This window comes from Aureimonas sp. ME7 (assembly GCF_903970965.1).
GTDB lineage: Bacteria > Pseudomonadota > Alphaproteobacteria > Rhizobiales > Rhizobiaceae > Aureimonas.
In genome coordinates this window covers 311,509-329,834 of record NZ_CAJCKW010000003.1, presented here as the reverse complement: position 1 = coordinate 329,834, position 18,326 = coordinate 311,509, and the positions used below count along the sequence as shown (strand labels likewise).

Here is an 18,326-nt window from a genome sequence, read left to right as displayed (position 1 = left end):
TCAGGGCGAACGGGGCCCGAGTTCGGCCAGACGATCCGGGATCTCGTCCAGCCGATTGAGCACGAGGTCGGCCCCGAGCCCTTCGACGCCCGTCGCGGTATAGCCGCCGCGCATGGCGACGACCGGCATCCCGGCGGCCTGCGCCGCCTCGACGTCGTTTTCCGAATCGCCGACGAAGAGCGCTTCTGCCGGCTCAATGCCGATCTCGCGGCAGGCGTGGATCAGGAGGTCGGGCGCCGGCTTCTTGCGCGGTCCCGCGTCGCCGCCCACCACCACCGCCATCTGCTCCGCCAGCCCGAAGTGCCGGAGGATGTCGGCGGTTTCCGCCCCCGGCTTGTTGGTGACGATGCCGAGCGTGATGCCGCGTTCGGCGAGGATGCGCACCGCGTCCGTCGCCCCGGCATTCAGGGTGGTGAGTTCGGTGGCGCGCGCCGAATAGATCGCCAGATACCGCTCGGCGATGGAGTCCCTCGTATGCGGATCGATTTCCTTGTCCAGCGCCTGGTAGGCCCGGCCGATCAGCACCTGCACCCCCTGCCCCACCATGCGCCCGACCGCTTCCAGCGTGAACGGCGGCTCGCCGAGGCTTTCCAGCGTCTGGTTCAGTGCGGCATGAATGTCGGGCAGCGAATCCACCAGAGTCCCGTCGAGATCGAACAGGACGGCGCGGGGCCAAGTCTTCGTGTCGCTCATCGCTCTGATCCTTCTTGCGTCTCGGCCGGCGGCTCCAGAATGGCCAGCGTGATCCAGCGCGCGACGAAGGCGGGTTTGGGCGCCCCCTCGATCTCGACGCTGGCGTTCCAGGTGGACTGCAGGCTCACCGCCCGCTCCTTGATGGCGACGAGCTGGAAGCGCCCGCGCACCCGCGCGCCGCTCTTCACCGGCGTCAGGAAGCGCACCTCGTCGAACCCGTAGTTCACGCCCATCCTGGTGCCTCGCACCCCCGGCATCGCGTCGTAGGCGAGCGTCGACAGGAGCGACAGGGACAGGAACCCGTGCGCGATCGTGCCCCCGAACGGGGTCTCAGTCAGCGCGCGTTCGGGGTCCACATGGATGAACTGGTGGTCGTTGGTGGCATCCGCGAAGCGGTCGATCATCGACTGGTCGACGGTGAGCCAGCCGGACACGAAGGCCTCGCCGTCCCGGTAGGTCCGATAGGTCTCAATCGGCACCAGGCGCTGCCGCAATGCATCCTCGTCGTCGCTTGCCACGCCCGCGCCCCCTTTGCTCGTCCACGCGTCTTAACCGGCCCTCAGGCCGACGCAAAGGGTTGTCGCAGCGCATCATGACCTATGTGCAAGCGGACACGGACCGAACGCGTTAAGAGTTGACGACAAGGAGAGCCCATGTGCGGCATCTGCGGTGAAATCCGCTTCGACGGCGGTTTCGCCTCGCCCGATCGCATCGCCGCCATGGGTGGGTGCCTCGCCCCGCGCGGACCGGACGGCGCCGGCATGGTCGTGCGTGGGCGCGTCGGCTTCGGCCATCGCCGCCTCAAGATCATAGATCTTTCGGAAAACTCCGCCCAGCCGATGGCGGACCCCGAACTCGGGCTGACGCTCGCCTTCAACGGCTGCATCTACAACTACCCCGAACTACGCAAGGAGTTGCAGGGCCTCGGCTACCGCTTCTTCTCGCACGGCGACACGGAGGTCATCCTCAAGGCCTACCACGCCTGGGGCCGAGACTGCGTCAAGCGCTTCCACGGCATGTTCGCCTTCGCCATCCATGAGCGCGAGTCCGGCCGCGTCATGCTGGCGCGCGACCGCTTCGGCATCAAGCCGCTCTACCTGTCGCAGACGAAGGACCGCCTCCTCTTAGCTTCCTCGCTCCCCGCGATCGTCGCATCCGGCGAGGTGGATACCGCGATCGACCCGGTCGCGCTCCACCACTACATGAGCTTTCACGCCGTGGTGCCCGCGCCCCTGACCATCCTGAAGGGCGTGCGGAAGCTGCCGCCCGCGACCACCCGGATGATCCAGCCGGACGGCTCGTTCGACGACGAGACGTTCTGGGCACCGCCCTTCGGCCTCCAGGCTGGCGACGAGCGCCGCTCGCCGGAGGAATGGCGCGACATGGTGCTCGAAGCGCTGCGCAAGGCGGTGGCGCGGCGCATGGTGGCCGACGTTCCGGTCGGCGTGCTTCTGTCGGGCGGCGTCGATTCCTCGCTGATCGTCGGCCTTCTAGCCGAGGCAGGCCAGACCGGGCTCTCGACCTTCTCGATCGGCTTCGAGGACGCCAACGGCGAGGTCGGCAACGAGTTCGAATATTCCGATCTCGTCGCGAAGCACTACGACACGAAGCATCACAAGATCTTCGTGCCGGGCTTGGAGCTTCTGGACAACCTGCCGGGCGCCATCCGCGCCATGTCGGAGCCCATGGTTTCCTACGACAATATCGGCTTCTACCTCCTGTCGCGCGAGGTCTCCAAGCACATCAAAGTCGTGCAGTCCGGCCAAGGCGCGGACGAGGTCTTCGCCGGCTACCATTGGTATCCGCCGATGGCGGACGCCGCCGACCCCGTCGAGACCTATCGCCGCGCCTTCTTCGACCGCACGCACGAAACGCTTTCCCGCCAACTCCAGCCGCGCTGGCACGCGGGGACGGACGTCAGCGGCGCCTTCGTGCGCGACCATTTCGCCCTGCCGGGTGCAGAGGATCCCGTCGCCAAGGCGCTGCGCATCGACAGCCAGGTCATGCTGGTGGACGACCCCGTCAAGCGCGTCGACAACATGACCATGGCCTGGGGCCTTGAGGCGCGCGTTCCCTTCCTAGACCACGAACTGGCCGAGCTCGCCGCGCGCATCCCCTCGTCCGAGAAGCTCAAGGGCGGCGGCAAGGGCGTCCTCAAGGACGTCGCGCGCCTCGTCATCCCCCACGAGGTGATCGACCGAAAGAAGGGCTATTTCCCGGTTCCGCAGCTGAAATACCTGTCGGGCCCGACGCTGGACATGGTGAGGGACACGATGGGTTCGGCGCGGGCGCGCGAGCGCGGCCTGTTCGAGCCGGCCTATCTCGACACGCTGTTCGCCGATCCCGCCTCGCACATCACGCCGCTCCAAGGCTCCGAGCTTTGGCAGGCGGCGCTTCTGGAACTCTGGCTTCAGGAGCAGGGCCTATGACCCCGACCACCTCCGACGCGATCGTCGACTGCGGCTGGGGCCGCCTCGTGTTCGCCGAAACCTTCGCCGATGCCGGAACGCTCGCCCGCTCGCTGGAAGAGGAGGGCCCGGACCGGCGCGACATCGCCTTCCACGTCTGCGACCCGCATGTCCTCCTGGCGCAGGCGCCGCAGGATCTCTTTCTCGACCCCTCGCACACCTACCGGCTCGATCTCGCCTCGCTACCGCCGGCCGAGCGGGCGCCCTACGGCTTTCGCATTCGCGCGCTCGAAACGGCCGAGGATGCGTCCGCCGTCAACCGCATCTACCGTTCGCGCAACATGGTGCCGGTGAACCCGGACTTCTTCTTTCGCCACCGGGGCGACGAGGTGCTGACCTATCTCGTGGCCGAGGACGAGGCGAGCGGCGCGATTCTCGGCACCGTCACCGGCATCGACCACGTCGCGGCCTTCGCCGATGCGGATGGCGGCTCCTCGCTCTGGTGCCTCGCGATCGACCCGCAGGCCGCGCCGCCGGGGATCGGCGAGGCGCTGGTGCGCGGCTTGGCCGAGCGGTACCGCGACGCCGGCCGACTGACGATGGACCTGTCGGTGATGCACGACAACGACCCGGCCATCTCGCTCTACGAGCGGCTAGGCTTCGAGCGCGTGCCCTTCTTCGCGGTGAAGCGGCGCAACCCGATCAACGAGCGCCTGTTCACCGGCAGCGCCTCCGCCGAGGAAGCGCTCAACCCCTATGCGCGCATCATCATCGACGAAGCGCGCCGGCGCGGCATCCACGCCGAGATCCTCGATGCGAAGGGTGGTTTCTTCCGCCTGACCTATGGCGGTCGATCGCTGCGTTGCCGCGAAAGCCTGTCGGAACTCACCTCCGCCGTGGCCCTGTCGATCTGCGACGACAAGAGCGTGACGCGCCGCCTGGTCGAGGAAGCCGGTGTCGCCGTTCCCGAGCAGATCGGGGCCGATCGAAGCGAGGCCGAGATCGAGGCCTTCATCGCGCGCCACGGCTCCGTCGTGGTGAAGCCGGCGCGCGGCGAGCAGGGGCGCGGCATCGCGGTCGGCATCGACACGATGGAAGCCGCGCGCACCGCGATCGAGACGGCACGGCGCGAATGCGAGCGCGTGCTGATCGAATCCTGCTTCACCGGCGAGGATCTGCGCCTCGTCGTCATCGACTTCCGGCTGGTCGCCGCCGCGATCCGCCGCCCGCCCTGCGTCACCGGCGACGGGCGCTCCACCGCGCGCGAACTGATCGAGCGCCTGTCGCGGCGCCGCGCGGCGGCCACGGGCGGCGAGTCTCAGGTGCCGCTGGACGGCGAGACCGAGCGCACGCTCCGCGCAGCCGGCTTCGGGTGGGACGATGTCGTGCCGGAGGGAGAAAGCGTCACGGTGCGCCGCACCGCCAACCTCCACACCGGCGGCACGATCCACGACGTCACCGACATCGTACATCCCCGCCTCGTGGAAGCGGCTGTGGCGGCGGCGCGCGCGATCGACATTCCCGTCTGCGGCATCGACTTCATGGTGCGCGACGCACGCGAAGCGGACTACGTGTTCATCGAAGCCAACGAGCGGCCGGGGCTAGCCAACCACGAGCCGCAGCCGACCGCCGAGCGCTTCGTCGATCTCCTGTTCCCGCTGTCCATCCCTGCGTCCGTGCGCACCCTTCGCGCCAAGCGCCGCATTTCCGGCTGACGACCACACATTCATGGCCCGCCATTCCATCGACACCGACTATCTCGTCGCCCAGCTTCAGGCGCTCCTCCACATCCCGAGCCCGACAGGCTACACGGATTCGGTGGTCCGCCATGTCAGCGAGGAGTTGCAGCGCTTAGGCCTGACCGTGGAGCTGACGCGGCGCGGCGCGATCCGCGCACTGCGCCAGGGCAGCCGACGCGCCGCCGCGCGCGCCATCGTCAGCCATGTCGATACGCTCGGCGCGCAGGTGAAGTCGGTGAAGGAGAACGGGCGCCTCGAACTCGTGCCGATCGGCACCTGGTCGGCGCGCTTTGCGGAAGGCGCGCGGGCGACCATTCTCTCCGAAGACGCGTCCTTTCGGGGCACGATCCTGCCGCTGAAAGCCTCCGGCCACACGTTCAACGAGGAAGTCGACACGCTACCCGTCGGCTGGCCCTATGTGGAGCTACGCATCGACGCCCACACGCGCTCCAAGGACGAAACGCTGAAGCTCGGTATCGACGTCGGCGATACGGTGGCGATCGACCCGCAGCCGGAATTCACCGACAGCGGCTTCATCGTCTCGCGCCATCTCGACAACAAGGCGGGCGTCGCGGTGATGCTGGCTTCGATCGAGGCGCTGGAGCGGGAGAAGTCGGCGACCCCGGTGGACACGCACTGGCTTTTTACCATCGCGGAAGAAGTCGGCGTCGGTGCCGCCTCCATCCTGACCGCCGACGTCGCCTCCATGGTGGCGGTGGACAACGGAACCTCGGCGCCGGGCCAGAACTCGTCCGAGTTCGGCGTCACCGTCGCCATGGCCGACCAGACCGGCCCGTTCGACTACCATCTGACCAAGAAGCTCGTGCGCCTCTGCCGCGATGAGGACATCCGCTTCCAGAAGGACGTCTTCCGCTACTACCGCTCCGACTCCGCTTCCGCCGTCGAAGCCGGGCACGACGTGCGAACCGCGCTCGTGACCTTCGGGGTCGATGCCTCGCACGGCTGGGAGCGCATCCATGTCCACGCCCTGCGCTCGCTGGCCGAGCTTCTGACCGCCTATGCCGTTTCCCCGCTCGAGATCGAGCGCGACATGCAGCAGCACGGCGGGCTCGAAGGCTTCACCGAGCAGCCGCCCGCGGATGCCGGGCTGGGTTTCGAGCCGGACGCCGATTAGCGCCCGGCTACGCTCGCGTGCGCGGTCAGGTCCCGTCCGCCGCCCCTGCCGGGCGCGGCGGGATATAGGGCCGGGGACCGCGTTGCGGGGGAGCCGCCACCGCCCGTCCGCCGAAGGCGCGGCCTGCGTCGATGCCGGGCTGCTGCCCGGTTCTGATGCCGCGATCGGCCCGAACCACCGGCGGCGGCGGCGCCGGACGGTCGTAGCGATCCGGCCCACGCACCGGGCGCGGCCCGTCATAAGGCCGATCGCGCGGACGGTCGTAGTCGCGCAAGCGCCGGTCCGGGCCGGGGCGATACGGACGGTCGCGATAGGCGCGGTCCCGGTAGTAGGGCCGATCGCGGTAGTAGTCCCGGTAGATCGGCCGCGGCCGATACCGGTCCTCGTAGACCACGACGGGACGCGGCGCGTAGACGTCCGGCCCATAATAGGGATCGTAGCCCGGATAATCCGACACGCAGCCCGACAAGCCGAGCAGCGTGGCGGCCAAGATCATGAAGCGCTTCATCGCAACCTCCCGCAACGGAAGGGGAAATAGGCGCCTTTCGCGAAACGTCGATTCCCCTGCGGCGCGGGGCGCTCAGGCGAGCCCGACGATGTCGGTGGCCGTGGTGCCGGTCGCCAGAACGCGCGCCACGCGGATCGGCAAGCCCGCCCCGCTCCCCAGGTTGCGAAACACCACGGTGGCATCGCTCTCGCGATCCTTCACCGCGAGGTCGCCGCCACCTCCGACATAGAGTCCGGTGGTGACGAACGGGAGATCCGCGCCGTCGTCCGGCGTGACCGCGAACAGCCTGTTGGCGGGGCCGGCCATGGATGTGGCGGTGGAAAGGTAGGTATCGCGGGCGGGCATGGGCATCTCCTTCTCGAAGGCTCCCATGATCGTCATGCCCGAACGGACGGGGATATCGGCGCGATAGACTTTCGATCGCGCCGCCCAGGCGGTGTGGTTGCGTTGCCCTCCTCGGTCCTGGACTTCTCGGTCCGATGGGAAAGGCTAAGGCATCCAATGCACCCTTGAGGTCAGCACCCCCACCGTCGATCTGTTCATCATCATTCGCTACGTCGGCCCCTGCGGCAGCGTCCGACTATGAGCACCGGCTGGACAACCATCGGTCATGGAACCGATTGCCGGGCTCCGCCTTCGCCTTTGCATCGGAGACGGCACGGACAAGGGACGATGAGAGCCAAGACAGCTGCCAAGAAGACGACCCGCTACGTGCTGCTGGGCCTGTGCATCGGGGTCGCGGTGGTGCTTGCTATTCTCTTCGTCAACGATGCGCGAGACGGGCGAAGCGCGCGCGAGGTCGAGCGGATCCAGGGCGCGCAGGAGCGCATTCGGGAGGTGACGCCGACCCCGGTTCCTGCAGCGCCCGCACAGGAATGAACGGCCGGCCGCGCATCGGACCGCCGCACGAGACGAATCTCGTGAGCGTCAACGCAGGTTGAGGAAGGGCGCAGCCGTTCCCGGCACCATCGTCGTCGGCAGAACGCCGTTCCAGCGCTCCGCCTTGGTCAGTTCGATGAGGTTGGGATTGTCGGCGAGCGCCGCGGCGCGGGCGCGGATGGCGGCCGCTTCCGCTTCGCCGGCCAGCCGTGTCGCCTCGGCCCGCGCCTTGGCTTCGGCCACCGACGAGTCCGCCCGCGCCTTGGCCTGCGTCACCGCGATCTCGGCCTGGACCTTCTCGCGCTCCAGCGTCTGGCGCTGGGTCGCAACGCCCGCTTCGGCCGTCGCGCGCGCTTCCACCGCCTGTTCGTAGCTGTCGGACCAGTCGATGTTCTCCAACTGGAACGACACGAGCTGGAACGGCGCGCCCTCGATGTTGGCGCGGATCGCCGCCTCGATGTCGGCGTTCAGCTTGCCGCGATCGCGAATGGCCGAGGCGGCCGTGAAGCCGCCGAAGATCGTCTTCACCTCCTCGTTGACGCGCGGCGCCAGGACCCGGTTGACCATGGCCTCGACGGAGCCGAACTCGCTGTAGATGCGCGCCACCTCGCCCGCGATCGGCTGGACGTTGACCGAAAGCACCAGCGTTCCGATCTGCTGGTCCTGGCTGTAGGCCGAGACGTTCTCGAAGCGGTAGTTCTCCTGCCGGATCGAGATGGGGACGGTTTCTTCCAGAAGCGGCTTCTTGAAGTGGAGCCCAGGCTCGGCGACCTCGCTGACGCGCCCGTTGTAGAGCACCACCGCGCGCTCGCCCTCATCCACCGTATAGAACGAGCCGAAGAGGGCCAGCACCAGAAACGCGGCGCCGACGCCGAAGGCGATCCTACCGATCAAGGTTCTTCTCCCTCACCCATTTGTAGATGGTCTGAACGCCGATGACGATCACGACCGCCACCACGATGGCTCCGACGATGCGCAGACCCATGCCACCCTCCGATTCGCCCGTTCGTCCGGCCGGTCTCACCGAGTTAACACACGCGCAAGACGAACCTCAAACACGCAAGCGTTCGGCGAGGCGGATGGCAAGGTGATCGAGAATGGGATTGGAGCGGGCGATGGGGATCGAACCCACGACATCCAGCTTGGGAAGCTGGCGTTCTACCGCTGAACTACGCCCGCGCTCGGACGGGACACTGCCCGCAAGGCCTCGCCCCGTCAAGCCGGCGCGGGGCGGATTTCAGCGGAAATGCTTGGAGAGTTTCAGGCCCTGCGCCTGGTAGTTCGATTGGAGTTCGCGCCCGTAGAGCCGGTCGGGCAGCGCCGACATGCGCTCGTAGACGAGACGCCCGACGATCTGGCCGTCCTCCAAGATGAAGGGGACGTCGTGGCTGCGCACTTCCAGAACCGCGCGCGACCCCGTGCCGCCGGCGCCTGAATGCCCGAAGCCGGGGTCGAAGAAACCGGCGTAATGCACCCGGAACTCGCCGACCAGCGGGTCGAACGGCGTCATCTCCGCCGCATAGGCGGGCGGAACGTGGACCGCCTCCTTGGACACGAGGATGTAGAATTCGTCCGGGTCGAGAACGAGGTCGCCCCTCGCCCCTCGCCGGATCGGCTCCCAGAAGTCCAACACCTCTTGCGCCCCGCGCGCGTCGACGTCGACGACGCCGGTGTGGCGCTTGCCGCGATAGCCGACGAGTCCGGTCTCGTCGCCCGCGAGATCGATCGACAGGGCGATGCCGTTGCCGGAAATGTTGGCGTCGGCGGCGCTCGTCAGCTTTTCTTCGCCGTGGAGCGCGGAAAGCTCGCCCTCGCTGAGGGCCGCGTCGCCCGTGCGGAAGCGGATCTGCGTCAGGCGCGAGCCGGGCCGCACCACGATCGGGAAGGTGCGCGGGCTGATCTCGAGAAACAGCGGCCCCCGGTAGCCCGCCGGCACCTTGTCGAACTCCTGCGCCCCGTCGGTGAGAACGCGGGTGAAGATGTCGAGGCGCCCGGTGGAGCTTTTCGGGTTCGTAGCGGCACGGGTGCCTTCCGGCAGTGCCAGGGCTTCGAGCAGCGGCACCACGTAGACGCAGCCGGTTTCCAGAACGGCGCCGCCGCCGAGGTCGATCTCGTGCATCGACAGGTAGTCGAGCTTGGAGGCCACCGACCGTCCCCGCCCGGGCAGGAAGCTGGCGCGAACGCGAAAAGCCTTGGCACCGAGCCGAAGATCGAGGCTGGCGGGCTGGATCTGATCGGCGTCGAACGCCCGCTCGGACAGGATGTGTCCGCTCGCATGGAGACGCGCGATGTCGCGATCGGGAAGGATGCCGCCGGTCATGCTCCAGTCCTTAGGGCGAAGGTGCTTAAGGGAGCGTTTAGCACGAGGGAGAAGCCGATTGATTTCCCGCGCGCGCGGGACTAAGGCTTCGATCGATCGTGGTGATTTGCCGGCCGGCTTGCAGCCACGTTAAACCAAGTTGCTAAAGGCCGTTTCGCTGATCATCCGAGCGGCTTTCCTTGGTTTCGTCGATCACGCCAAGCGGCCCCGGAGACGCGCCATGCTGAAGAAGAACGACACCGCGAAACGCCTGCGACCCGCCACGGAGATGGTGCATGGCGGGACGGTTCGCTCAAGCTTCGGCGAAACCTCCGAGGCGCTGTTCCTGACGCAGGGCTTCGTCTACCCCAGCGCCGAGGCCGCCGAAGCGCGCTTCAAGGGCGACGAGCCGGGCTTCGTCTACTCGCGCTACGCCAACCCGACGACCCGCATGTTCGAAGAGCGGATGATGGCGCTGGAAGGGGCGGAGGACGCGCGCGCGACGGCGTCGGGCATGGCCGCCGTTTCGGCGGCGCTCCAATGTTCGGTCAAGGCCGGCGACCACGTGGTTGCCGCGCGCGCGCTGTTCGGCTCCTGCCGCTACATCATCGAGACCGTGCTCGGGCGCGCCGGCGTCGCCTGCACGCTGGTCGACGGGCGCGACCTCGCGCAGTGGAAGGCGGCGGTGCGGGCGGAAACCAAGCTGTTCTTCCTGGAAAGCCCGACCAACCCGACGCTGGAGGTGATCGACATCGCGGCGGTCGCCGAGATCGCCCACGAGGCCGGCGCCAAGCTCATCGTCGACAATGTCTTCGCCACGCCCATGCAGCAGAAGCCGCTCGAGCTCGGGGCGGACGTCGTCGTGTATTCGGCGACCAAGCATATCGACGGCCAGGGCCGGTGCCTGGGCGGTGTCATCCTGTCCACGGAGGCCTGGATCGCGGAGGAGCTGCAGGATTTCTTCCGCCACACCGGCCCTTCGCTCTCGCCGTTCAACGCCTGGACGCTTCTGAAGGGCCTCGAAACCCTGCCGCTTCGCGTCGCGCAGCAGACCGCCAACGCCGCGCGGCTGGCCGATGCGCTCGCCGCCTCGCCCAAGGTCGGGCGCGTGATCTATCCGGGCCGAACGGATCACCCCGATGCCGAGATCATCCAGCGGCAGATGAAGGGCGGCTCGACACTCCTCGCCTTCGAGCTGACCGGCGGCAAGGAAGCGGCGTTCCGCTTCTCCAACGCGCTGGAGATCGTCAAGATCTCCAACAATCTCGGCGACGCGAAGAGCCTGATCACCCATCCCGCCACGACCACGCACAAGAACCTCGCGGAGGATGCGCGCGCCGAGCTCGGCATCGGCCCCGGGCTCCTGCGCCTGTCGGCCGGGATCGAGGACGCAGCCGACCTCGTGGACGACGTTGAACGGGCGCTGGCGGCGGTCTGACGTCGGGCATCATCTCGTTTTGGCCGCATTCCTCGGGCGGGTGCGGCTAGAACACGGACGTTCGGAAGCCTCGTGCTTCGGGCCATTCCCGAGAAAGCGATCATGTATCAGGCGACGACGCGCCATATCACCGTGCGGGTGACGCCGAGCTTCCTCAAGGACCAGTCGGACCCGGATGCGGGCCGCTGGGTCTTCGCCTACCGCGTCGAGATCGACAACGGCTCGCGCGACACGGTGCAGCTGCGCTCGCGCTTCTGGCAGATCACCGACGCTCGCGGCCATGTCGAGACGGTGGAAGGCCCCGGCGTCGTCGGCGAGGAGCCGATCCTCGGCCCCGGCGACAGCTTCACCTACACGTCCGGCTGCCCGTTGCCGACGCCGTCCGGCATCATGCGCGGGCACTACCGCATGCAGCTGATCGACGGCACGATCTTCGAGATCGCCATTCCCGCCTTCTCGCTGGATGCGCCGGCCGAACGGCGGGTCCTGAACTAGCGCTTCCCGCAGTCCTGCGTCTTGCCCTCGTCGTGCGATGCGGCCACCCTCCGGGGCGAGCCGCGGGGATTCGCGGCGGCAAGAGGGAGCGGGACATGACGACCAGCCAAGCGACGACACGTGGAAAGCGCCGCGCAAGGGCATCCGTTCCCCTTCTGGCGACCGTCCTCGCCGGCCTTCTCGCCTCCCCCGCCCTGGCACAGGCGCCCTACCGCCACGCCGGCGAGCCGATCGGCACGGTGGAGGAGATGTACGACGGCAAGCTCCTGCCGGATGCGGCGGTTTCGACCTATCGCAACATCGACCGGCTGTTTCCCACGCGCGAGATCAAGGCCGGGGGCAAGGTCCACGAATTGCCGCAGGCCGAACGTCCGCTCGGCGACGTCCGGTTCACGCTCGGCGAGGAAACCTACGACCTCTACGACGTCATGGCGCTGGACAGTTTCACCGCGCTCCTGGTTCTGAAGGACGGCAAGATCGCCTTCGAGGCCTACCAGCGCGGCAACGGGCCGGACACGCGCTGGATGTCGATGTCGGTGGCGAAATCCATCACCTCGACGCTTGCCGCGATCGCCATCAAGGAAGGCAAGCTTCCCGGTCTCGACGCCCCGGTGACCGCGTCCGTGCCCGCCCTGAAGAACAGCGCCTACGAGGGCGTCACCTTGCGCGACGTCCTGATGATGAGTTCGGGCGTTCGCTGGAACGAGACCTATACCGACCCCCAATCGGATCGGCGGGCGCTGCTGCGCGCTCAAGTAAGCCAGGAAGCGGGATCGGCGATGAAGCTGATGGCGAGCCTGCCGCGCGCGGCCGAGCCCGGTACGGTCAACAACTACTCGACCGGCGAAACGCAGGTGCTCGGCGAGATCGTGCGCGGCGCCGTCGGCAAGCCGCTGGCCGACTACCTGTCGGAGAAGATCTGGATTCCCTACGGAATGGAGGCCGACGCCGAATGGTGGCTGGATTCGCCGGACGGGTCCGAGATCGGGGGCAGCGGGATCAGCGCCACCTTGCGCGACTACGGACGCTTCGGCCTGTTCTTCCTCGACCAAGGGCGCATCGACGGCACCTCGATCCTGCCGGACGGCTGGGTGGCCGAAGCCTCGCAGCCGACGAAACTCAAGGACGGCACCAAGCTCGACTACGGCTACATGTGGTGGACCGGCTGGACGGAAGCCTCGATCCGCGACAAGGCGTTCGCGGCCGTCGGCATCCAGGGGCAGAACATCTACATCAACCCGACTGAGAACGTCGTGATCGTGACCTTCGGCGCCCAGCCCAAGCCCACCGGCAAGGAGCCGGTCGATCCGATGGCCTTCTTCGACGCCGTGGCCGAAGCGCTGAACTAACGCGCTCGGCGGCCTCTATGGAAGGTGCCCCAGATTCCTGATCCGGGGTTCACCCCGTCTCGTCGTTCAGCGGCGCCAAGGCCCAAGGGTTGAGCTGACCACTCGGGTCGAGCGCGCGGCGGATGGATCGCATCAGCTGCCGCTCGGTCTGCGAACGCAGCGCGTCGGCGAGCTTCACCTTCGCTTGGCCGAGGCCGTGTTCGGCGGCAAAGCTCCCGCCCATCCGCGTCGCCAGCCCGGCGATGGCGAGCGCGAGCTCCTCGCCCCGCTCCGAGAAGTCGGCGGAGCCTTCCGGCGGCGACAGATTGTAGTGAATGTTGCCGTCGGCCAGATGCCCGAACGGGTTGATGCGCACACCCGACAGGATGGCTTCGCACAGCGCCCCAGCCTCTCCGACGAACTCGGCGATACGACCAGGCGGCACGGCGATGTCGTGCTTGAGCTGCGCGCCCTCCAGCCGCTGGCCCTCCGGCTGCTCCTCGCGCAAGCGCCAGAAGGCGGCGCGCTGGGCCTGCGAGGCCGCCAGCGCCCCGTCGAGGACGAGGCCTTCCGCCATGCCCCATTCGAGCGTGGCGGACAGGATGTCGTCCAGCGGCATCTTCGGCGAGGCACTGGCGACCTCGACCAGAAGATAGGTGCCACCCCTTGCCTCCAGCGGATAGCTGAGGCCTGGAACATGGCGAAGCGCCAGGTCGAGGCCGAGATCGCAGAAGAACTCGAGCCCAGTCAGCACCTCGCCGGCCTCGGCGCGCAGGCGCGTTCCGAAGGCGACGGCCGCCGCTTCGCCCGGCAGTGCCAGCAGCGCCGTCGCGCGCTGGCAGGGCTCGGGGTAGAGCTTCAGGACGGCGCGCGTGATCACGCCGAGCGTGCCTTCCGCGCCGGCGAACAGGCGGCGCAACTGATAGCCGGCATTGTCCTTTTGGACCGCGCGAAGACCGTTCCACACCGTGCCGTCGGCGAGCACCACTTCGAGGCCGAGAACAAAGTCTTGCATCATGCCGAAGCGGAAGGCGTGGCTGCCGCCCGCGTTGGTGCCGATCAACCCGCCGATCTGCGCGCTTCCCTCGGCACCGAGATGGAGCGGAAACATCAGCCCCGTGCCCTCCAGGCCCGCATGCAGGCGCGCCAGCACCGCGCCGGCTTCCACCTCGATCGAACCGCTGGCGCGGTCGGGCTCGCCGATCGCGGCCATACGGGCGAGCGACAGGATGATGCCGCCCGGCGCCCCCAGCACCGACCCGCCGCAAAGGCCGGTGTTGCCGCCCTGCGGCACGACCGGCACACCCGCCTCGAAGGCGAGCGCCAAGACCGTCGAGACGTCCTGCGTAGACGCCGGCCGAGCGACGCCGAGCGGCATTTCGCCGTAGCGATCCAACCAGTCGCGACGATAGGATGCCGCCTCGTCGCCGAGGATCCAGCCCTTCGGCCCCAACGCTCGCGCCAGTTTCTCGGCCAGATCCTGGTTCATGTCGACTGCTCCCACGCGTAAATCATTCGCCGATAAAGGCGAGATCGCCGACCGTTACAACGGCACCACCATCGGCGTGCCGGCGACGGGGTCGGGCAGAACGCGCGCGCGAAGGCCGAAGGCGGTCTGGAGATGGGCTTCCGTCAGCACCTCTTCCGGCGTGCCGGCCGCCACGAGACCGTGCGGTCCGAGAAGGATCAGATGTTCGGAAAAGCGCGCGGCGAGGTTGAGGTCGTGAAGAACGCTGACGACCGTGATGCCGGTGTCCCGGTTGCGGCGGCGAAGCAGCGACAGGACCTCGAGCTGATGGGGCAGATCGAGGAATGTCGTCGGCTCGTCCAGAAGCAGGACGGGCGTCGCTTGCACGAGCGCGAGGGCGATCCAGGCGCGCTGGCGCTGGCCGCCGGACAGCTGGCCGATCGGGCGGGCGCGCAAGGCCTCCATGCCCACCGCTTTCAGCGCATCCTCGCAGGCCGCCGCATCCGCCGCGCTCCATGGCGCCAAGACGCCGCGCCAGGGTGCGCGCCCGCGCCGGACGAGCTCTTCCACTGTGATCCCGTCGGGTGCGATCGGCGCCTGCGGCAGGATGGCGAGGCGCCGCGCCAGTTGCTTGGTGTTGGTCGCGTTCACGTCCTCGCCGCCGAGCGTCACCTGCCCCGAGACCGGAGCGATGAGGCGCGCGAAGGCCTTGAGAAGCGTGGACTTGCCGCAGCCGTTGGGGCCGAGGATCGCTGTGACGCGCCCCGTCGGCATGGTCAGGGACAAGTCCTCGATCACGCGGGTGTCGCGGTATCCGAGGGTCAGGCGCTCGGCCGCCAGCGTCGCGTCGGTCACAATCGGCCGCCTTCCATTTCGCGAGACAGCCGCCACAGGAGATAGGGCGCGCCGAGGAGCCCCGTGGCAACGCCGACGGGAAGCTGGATGCCGGGAATTGCGATTCGGGCCAGGAGATCGGCAAGGGTCACGATGGCCGCGCCCGTGCCCGCGGCGGCAGCGAACCGGGCGCCCGGCGTTCTCGCGCCCGTCAGCATCGCACCGATGGGCGGCGCCATCAGCGCGACGAAGGGAATGGGCCCAGCGACGGCGACCCCGGCGGCCGCCAGCAGCACGCCCGTCGCGACCAGGCCCCAAAGCGCCCGTTCCGCGCGAAGGCCGAGCCCCGTCGCCAGATCGCGACCGAGCTCCAGGAGCTTCATGCCCTGCAACTGCGCGGCCAGGAGGAGCGCGAGGCCGGCGCCAATGCCCCAGACCTGCGCCACATCGCTCCAGCGCCGAGCGGCCAGCGATCCCGAAACCCAGCGCTGCGCTTCCGATGCCTCGGCGACGGGCAGGCGCAGAACCAGGAACGAGGCGAAGGCGCTCGCCGTGAAGCCGACGCCGAGCCCGACGAGGATGAGCGTCAGCGGAGCCAGGGCCTGCCCGCGCCGGTGGGACAGGGCGACGACGAGCGCCGCCGTCGCAAGGCCTCCGCCGGCAGCGACCAGCGGCAAGGGCAGAACGAGGCCGAACGCGACGGCGACGACCACCGCAAGCCCCGCCCCGGAGGTGAAGCCCATGATGTCGGGCGAGGCGAGCGGGTTGCGCAGAAGCGTCTGGAAGATCGCGCCCGACAAGCCGAGAGCCGCCCCCGCCCCCAACGCCGCGAGCGCGCGGGGTCCGCGAATGACTCGGATCGTCAGCGCTGCCGGCCCCTCCCCCGTCACCAGTCCCCGCGCAAGGTCGACGGGCGACAGCATCACCTCGCCGAGCATCAGCGACAGGGCGAGAACGAGAAGCAACGCGCCGAGGAGAACGGCGGCGCCCTTCATACCCGCGCTCCCGAAGCGAGGCGACGGGCGATCCATACGAAAGCCGGCCCGCCGGCGAGCGCCGTCATGACGCCCGCACGAACCTCGGCCGGCGCGATGATCAGCCGCCCGATCGTATCGGCCAGCAGCAGGACGCTCGCCCCGAGAGCAGCGGAGGCGAAGAGTTCGAAGCGCATGCGATGCCCGGCAAGGCGCCGGGCCATCGGCGGCACCATCAGCCCCAGAAACGCGATCGGCCCGGCAACGGCGACGGAAGCGCCGGTCAGGAGCGTGATCGCCAGAAGCGCGGCGACCTGCGTGCGCACGAGGGCGAGGCCGAGCCCGCGCGACAGGGCGGCGCCGAGAAGCAGCACTTCGAGTCGGGGCGCCAGGAGAAGCGCTCCGAGCCCCGCGCCCCCCGCAACGAGGCCCATGGCGAGAAGCGGCCGGTCCGCGGCCTGCGCCAGCGAGCCGTTGACCCAGAAGCGGAAGACGTCGAGCGAATCCGAGCGCACCAGCACCACGGCGGACACGGCCGACAGGAGAAGCGCGTTGAGCGCCATGCCCGCCAGCGTCAGCCGCACGGGACCGGCGTCCCCCTTCAAGCCGCCGCCGAGCGCCACGACGGCAAGCGACGCGGCCGCCGCCCCGGGAAAAGCAAGCGCTGCCGTCAGACCCGCATCGGCAGCGCCGATGAAGAGCGAGCCGAGCACCACCGACAGGGCCGCCCCACCGCTGACACCGAGAATACCGGGGTCGGCGAGCGGGTTGCGCGTCAACGCCTGCATCACCGAACCCGCAACGCCCAGCGACGCACCGGCGATCAGACCGGCGAGAAGGCGCGGCAAGCGAATGGAGAGGATCGTGACATGGGCCGGGTCGGCCGGGTCGAAAGCGGTGAAGGCCTGCCAGATTTCGCTGGGGGCTACCGGGCGCACACCGACGCACAGCGTCAGGAGGCAGGCCGCGACGAGAACCGCCAGAACCGCGACGGCTGCCTTCAAGGGGCAAGACCCGCCTTGACCGCAGACGCCACCTCGGTCGCGGGATCGCCGTCCAGCGCGGCGGCGATGTCGGCTTCGGTCCGGTCGAGAACGAAGGGAAGCGACAGGACGCTGCCGAAGGACATGGCGGCCGCCACGACGCCGCCCGCAAACACCTCACGGCCTGCCGAATGGGCGCGCAGCATCTTGCGCATCGGCAGGTTCACGAGGTCGGGTGCTTCCTCGAAGGAGGAGATCCACATCAGGAGATCGGCGTCGAGCACGGAGAGATCTTCCGGCGACAGGCCGGCATAGAAGTTCTCGCCGGCCAGGCGCTGGAGTTCGTCGGGCACGACGAAGCCAAGCTCGCGCAAAAATCGCCCGCGCGTGTCGACGGCGGTGAAGACGCCGGTCTCGCCGCCGAAATGATAGGCGGGCACGGCGCTTCGCCCGGCCCAATCCGGATGGCGCGCCCGCGCGTCGGCAAAGCGCTTCTCGACGCCCGCCACGAGTTCGCCCGCCAGCCCATCCTTGCCGAGCGCGCGGCCGAGCGTCAGCGTCATCTCGTTCCACGGCGTCCCGTAGGCGGGAGACCCGGCGTCGTGCATGAGAACCGGTGCGATCTGCGAAAGAAGCGCATATTCGGCTTCCGAAATTCCCGAGCCGATGCCGACGATGAGGTCGGGCTGGAGCGCGGCGACGACCTCGGCCGAGACTTCTCCGGTGAGAACCTGCGGCGCCGCGCCGTTCAGGTAGGGTGCGGCCCAAGGCCAGACGGCATGGGGCTGGTCGCCGAACCAGTAGCGCACCGCGATCGGCTGCGTTTGAAGGGCGAGAAGCGCGTCATGCGACGTGTAGCCGAGCGAAACCACGCGCGTGGCGGGCTTCGGCAGCACGAACTCGCCGAAGGCGTGGGCGAAGCGGAGATCGCCCGGTGCTTGCGCGAGGGCTTGCGGCACGGCGCAGGAGGACAGGAGCGCGCCCAGAAACGTGCGGCGCGACAGTTCGAGCCGCGCCCTTGCCGCCGTCCGTCGGCCGTTCCTGCCCTGCCCTGCTGGCATCATGTCCGCCTTTCGTATCGCGTCCGTGCATCGCCTCGGCCGCCGTCGGCGGCGCCGTACCGGTCGAAAGCCTATATGGAAGGG

Annotated in this window: 18 protein-coding genes, 1 tRNA gene and 1 riboswitch; of the genes, 7 read left to right on the top strand and 12 right to left on the bottom strand. The window is 68.6% G+C overall.

Going from position 1 to position 18,326, the window contains the following annotated elements; all coding sequences use genetic code 11:
• The gene (gph, locus tag H7A85_RS08115; protein WP_182085409.1) at positions 1-693 is read right to left on the bottom strand and encodes a phosphoglycolate phosphatase; all 693 of its coding nucleotides are present in this window, start codon (positions 691-693) and stop codon (positions 1-3) included.
• On the bottom strand, positions 690-1,175 hold the full coding sequence (locus tag H7A85_RS08110; RefSeq protein ID WP_244631049.1) for a MaoC family dehydratase: 486 nt from the start codon (positions 1,173-1,175) through the stop codon (positions 690-692). The genes gph and H7A85_RS08110 overlap by 4 nt, the downstream gene beginning before the upstream one ends.
• A 171-nt stretch (positions 1,176-1,346) precedes the next feature.
• Here H7A85_RS08110 and H7A85_RS08105 point away from each other — a divergent pair, with 171 nt between their 5' ends.
• The 3 genes from H7A85_RS08105 to H7A85_RS08095 are packed head-to-tail and all read left to right on the top strand — an operon-like array spanning position 1,347 to position 5,975.
• Positions 1,347-3,122 (top strand): N-acetylglutaminylglutamine amidotransferase, encoded by a 1,776-nt coding sequence (locus H7A85_RS08105; RefSeq protein ID WP_182085407.1) that lies wholly within the window; start codon positions 1,347-1,349, stop codon positions 3,120-3,122.
• Positions 3,119-4,816, top strand: coding sequence for an N-acetylglutaminylglutamine synthetase (gene ngg, locus H7A85_RS08100; RefSeq protein WP_182085406.1), 1,698 nt, complete (start codon positions 3,119-3,121; stop codon positions 4,814-4,816). The genes H7A85_RS08105 and ngg overlap by 4 nt, the downstream gene beginning before the upstream one ends.
• 13 nt (positions 4,817-4,829) lie before the next feature.
• On the top strand, positions 4,830-5,975 hold the full coding sequence (locus H7A85_RS08095; RefSeq protein ID WP_182085405.1) for an osmoprotectant NAGGN system M42 family peptidase: 1,146 nt from the start codon (positions 4,830-4,832) through the stop codon (positions 5,973-5,975).
• 25 nt (positions 5,976-6,000) lie between these two features.
• On the opposite strand, the gene H7A85_RS08090 is transcribed toward H7A85_RS08095, so the two are convergent.
• Both H7A85_RS08090 and H7A85_RS08085 read right to left on the bottom strand, forming a co-directional pair.
• A complete protein-coding gene (locus tag H7A85_RS08090) occupies positions 6,001-6,483 on the bottom strand; it encodes a hypothetical protein (RefSeq protein WP_182085404.1) in 483 nt (160 codons plus the stop codon).
• A 72-nt stretch (positions 6,484-6,555) separates the two neighbouring features.
• Positions 6,556-6,828, bottom strand: coding sequence for a hypothetical protein (locus H7A85_RS08085; RefSeq protein ID WP_182085403.1), 273 nt, complete (start codon positions 6,826-6,828; stop codon positions 6,556-6,558).
• Between the two features lie 327 nt (positions 6,829-7,155).
• Here H7A85_RS08085 and H7A85_RS08080 point away from each other — a divergent pair, with 327 nt between their 5' ends.
• Positions 7,156-7,362 (top strand): hypothetical protein, encoded by a 207-nt coding sequence (locus H7A85_RS08080; RefSeq protein WP_182085402.1) that lies wholly within the window; start codon positions 7,156-7,158, stop codon positions 7,360-7,362.
• 48 nt (positions 7,363-7,410) lie between these two features.
• Here the strand turns inward: H7A85_RS08080 and H7A85_RS08075 are convergent, their stop codons facing one another.
• The 3 genes from H7A85_RS08075 to H7A85_RS08065 form a co-directional block, all read right to left on the bottom strand.
• A complete protein-coding gene (locus H7A85_RS08075; RefSeq protein WP_182085401.1) occupies positions 7,411-8,256 on the bottom strand; it encodes a prohibitin family protein in 846 nt (281 codons plus the stop codon).
• Positions 8,257-8,466: 210 nt separating this feature from the next.
• Positions 8,467-8,541: transfer RNA gene (locus tag H7A85_RS08070), tRNA-Gly, on the bottom strand.
• A gap of 58 nt (positions 8,542-8,599) precedes the next feature.
• On the bottom strand, positions 8,600-9,682 hold the full coding sequence (locus tag H7A85_RS08065; RefSeq protein WP_182085400.1) for a 2'-deoxycytidine 5'-triphosphate deaminase: 1,083 nt from the start codon (positions 9,680-9,682) through the stop codon (positions 8,600-8,602).
• Between the two features lie 88 nt (positions 9,683-9,770).
• A riboswitch (SAM riboswitch) is annotated at positions 9,771-9,847 on the top strand.
• A 55-nt stretch (positions 9,848-9,902) separates the two neighbouring features.
• Here H7A85_RS08065 and H7A85_RS08060 point away from each other — a divergent pair.
• The 3 genes from H7A85_RS08060 to H7A85_RS08050 all read left to right on the top strand — a co-directional run bounded on the left by H7A85_RS08060 (position 9,903) and on the right by H7A85_RS08050 (position 12,943).
• On the top strand, positions 9,903-11,099 hold the full coding sequence (locus H7A85_RS08060; RefSeq protein WP_182085399.1) for an O-succinylhomoserine sulfhydrylase: 1,197 nt from the start codon (positions 9,903-9,905) through the stop codon (positions 11,097-11,099).
• Between the two features lie 102 nt (positions 11,100-11,201).
• Positions 11,202-11,594: a Co2+/Mg2+ efflux protein ApaG gene (apaG, locus tag H7A85_RS08055; RefSeq protein WP_182085398.1), complete on the top strand. Its 393-nt coding sequence runs from the start codon at positions 11,202-11,204 to the stop codon at positions 11,592-11,594.
• 95 nt (positions 11,595-11,689) lie between these two features.
• Positions 11,690-12,943, top strand: coding sequence for a serine hydrolase (locus H7A85_RS08050; RefSeq protein WP_182085397.1), 1,254 nt, complete (start codon positions 11,690-11,692; stop codon positions 12,941-12,943).
• A gap of 49 nt (positions 12,944-12,992) precedes the next feature.
• On the opposite strand, the gene H7A85_RS08045 is transcribed toward H7A85_RS08050, so the two are convergent.
• From H7A85_RS08045 to H7A85_RS08025, 5 genes are read right to left on the bottom strand one after another with little or no spacing between them, the layout of a single operon-like run.
• Positions 12,993-14,411, bottom strand: a complete 1,419-nt coding sequence (locus H7A85_RS08045; RefSeq protein WP_182085396.1) for an FAD-binding oxidoreductase — start codon at positions 14,409-14,411, stop codon at positions 12,993-12,995.
• Between the two features lie 54 nt (positions 14,412-14,465).
• The gene (locus H7A85_RS08040; RefSeq protein WP_210270231.1) at positions 14,466-15,245 is read right to left on the bottom strand and encodes an ABC transporter ATP-binding protein; all 780 of its coding nucleotides are present in this window, start codon (positions 15,243-15,245) and stop codon (positions 14,466-14,468) included.
• Positions 15,242-16,219 carry an iron chelate uptake ABC transporter family permease subunit gene (locus H7A85_RS08035; protein WP_182085395.1) on the bottom strand — a complete coding sequence of 326 codons (978 nt, stop codon included), beginning with the start codon at positions 16,217-16,219 and terminating at the stop codon, positions 15,242-15,244. Before H7A85_RS08035 ends, H7A85_RS08040 begins: the two co-directional genes overlap by 4 nt.
• Positions 16,216-17,202, bottom strand: a complete 987-nt coding sequence (locus H7A85_RS08030; RefSeq protein WP_182085394.1) for an iron ABC transporter permease — start codon at positions 17,200-17,202, stop codon at positions 16,216-16,218. The genes H7A85_RS08035 and H7A85_RS08030 overlap by 4 nt, the downstream gene beginning before the upstream one ends.
• Positions 17,199-18,245, bottom strand: coding sequence for an ABC transporter substrate-binding protein (locus H7A85_RS08025; protein ID WP_210270230.1), 1,047 nt, complete (start codon positions 18,243-18,245; stop codon positions 17,199-17,201). The genes H7A85_RS08030 and H7A85_RS08025 overlap by 4 nt, the downstream gene beginning before the upstream one ends.
• Between the last annotated feature and the right edge of the window lie 81 nt (positions 18,246-18,326).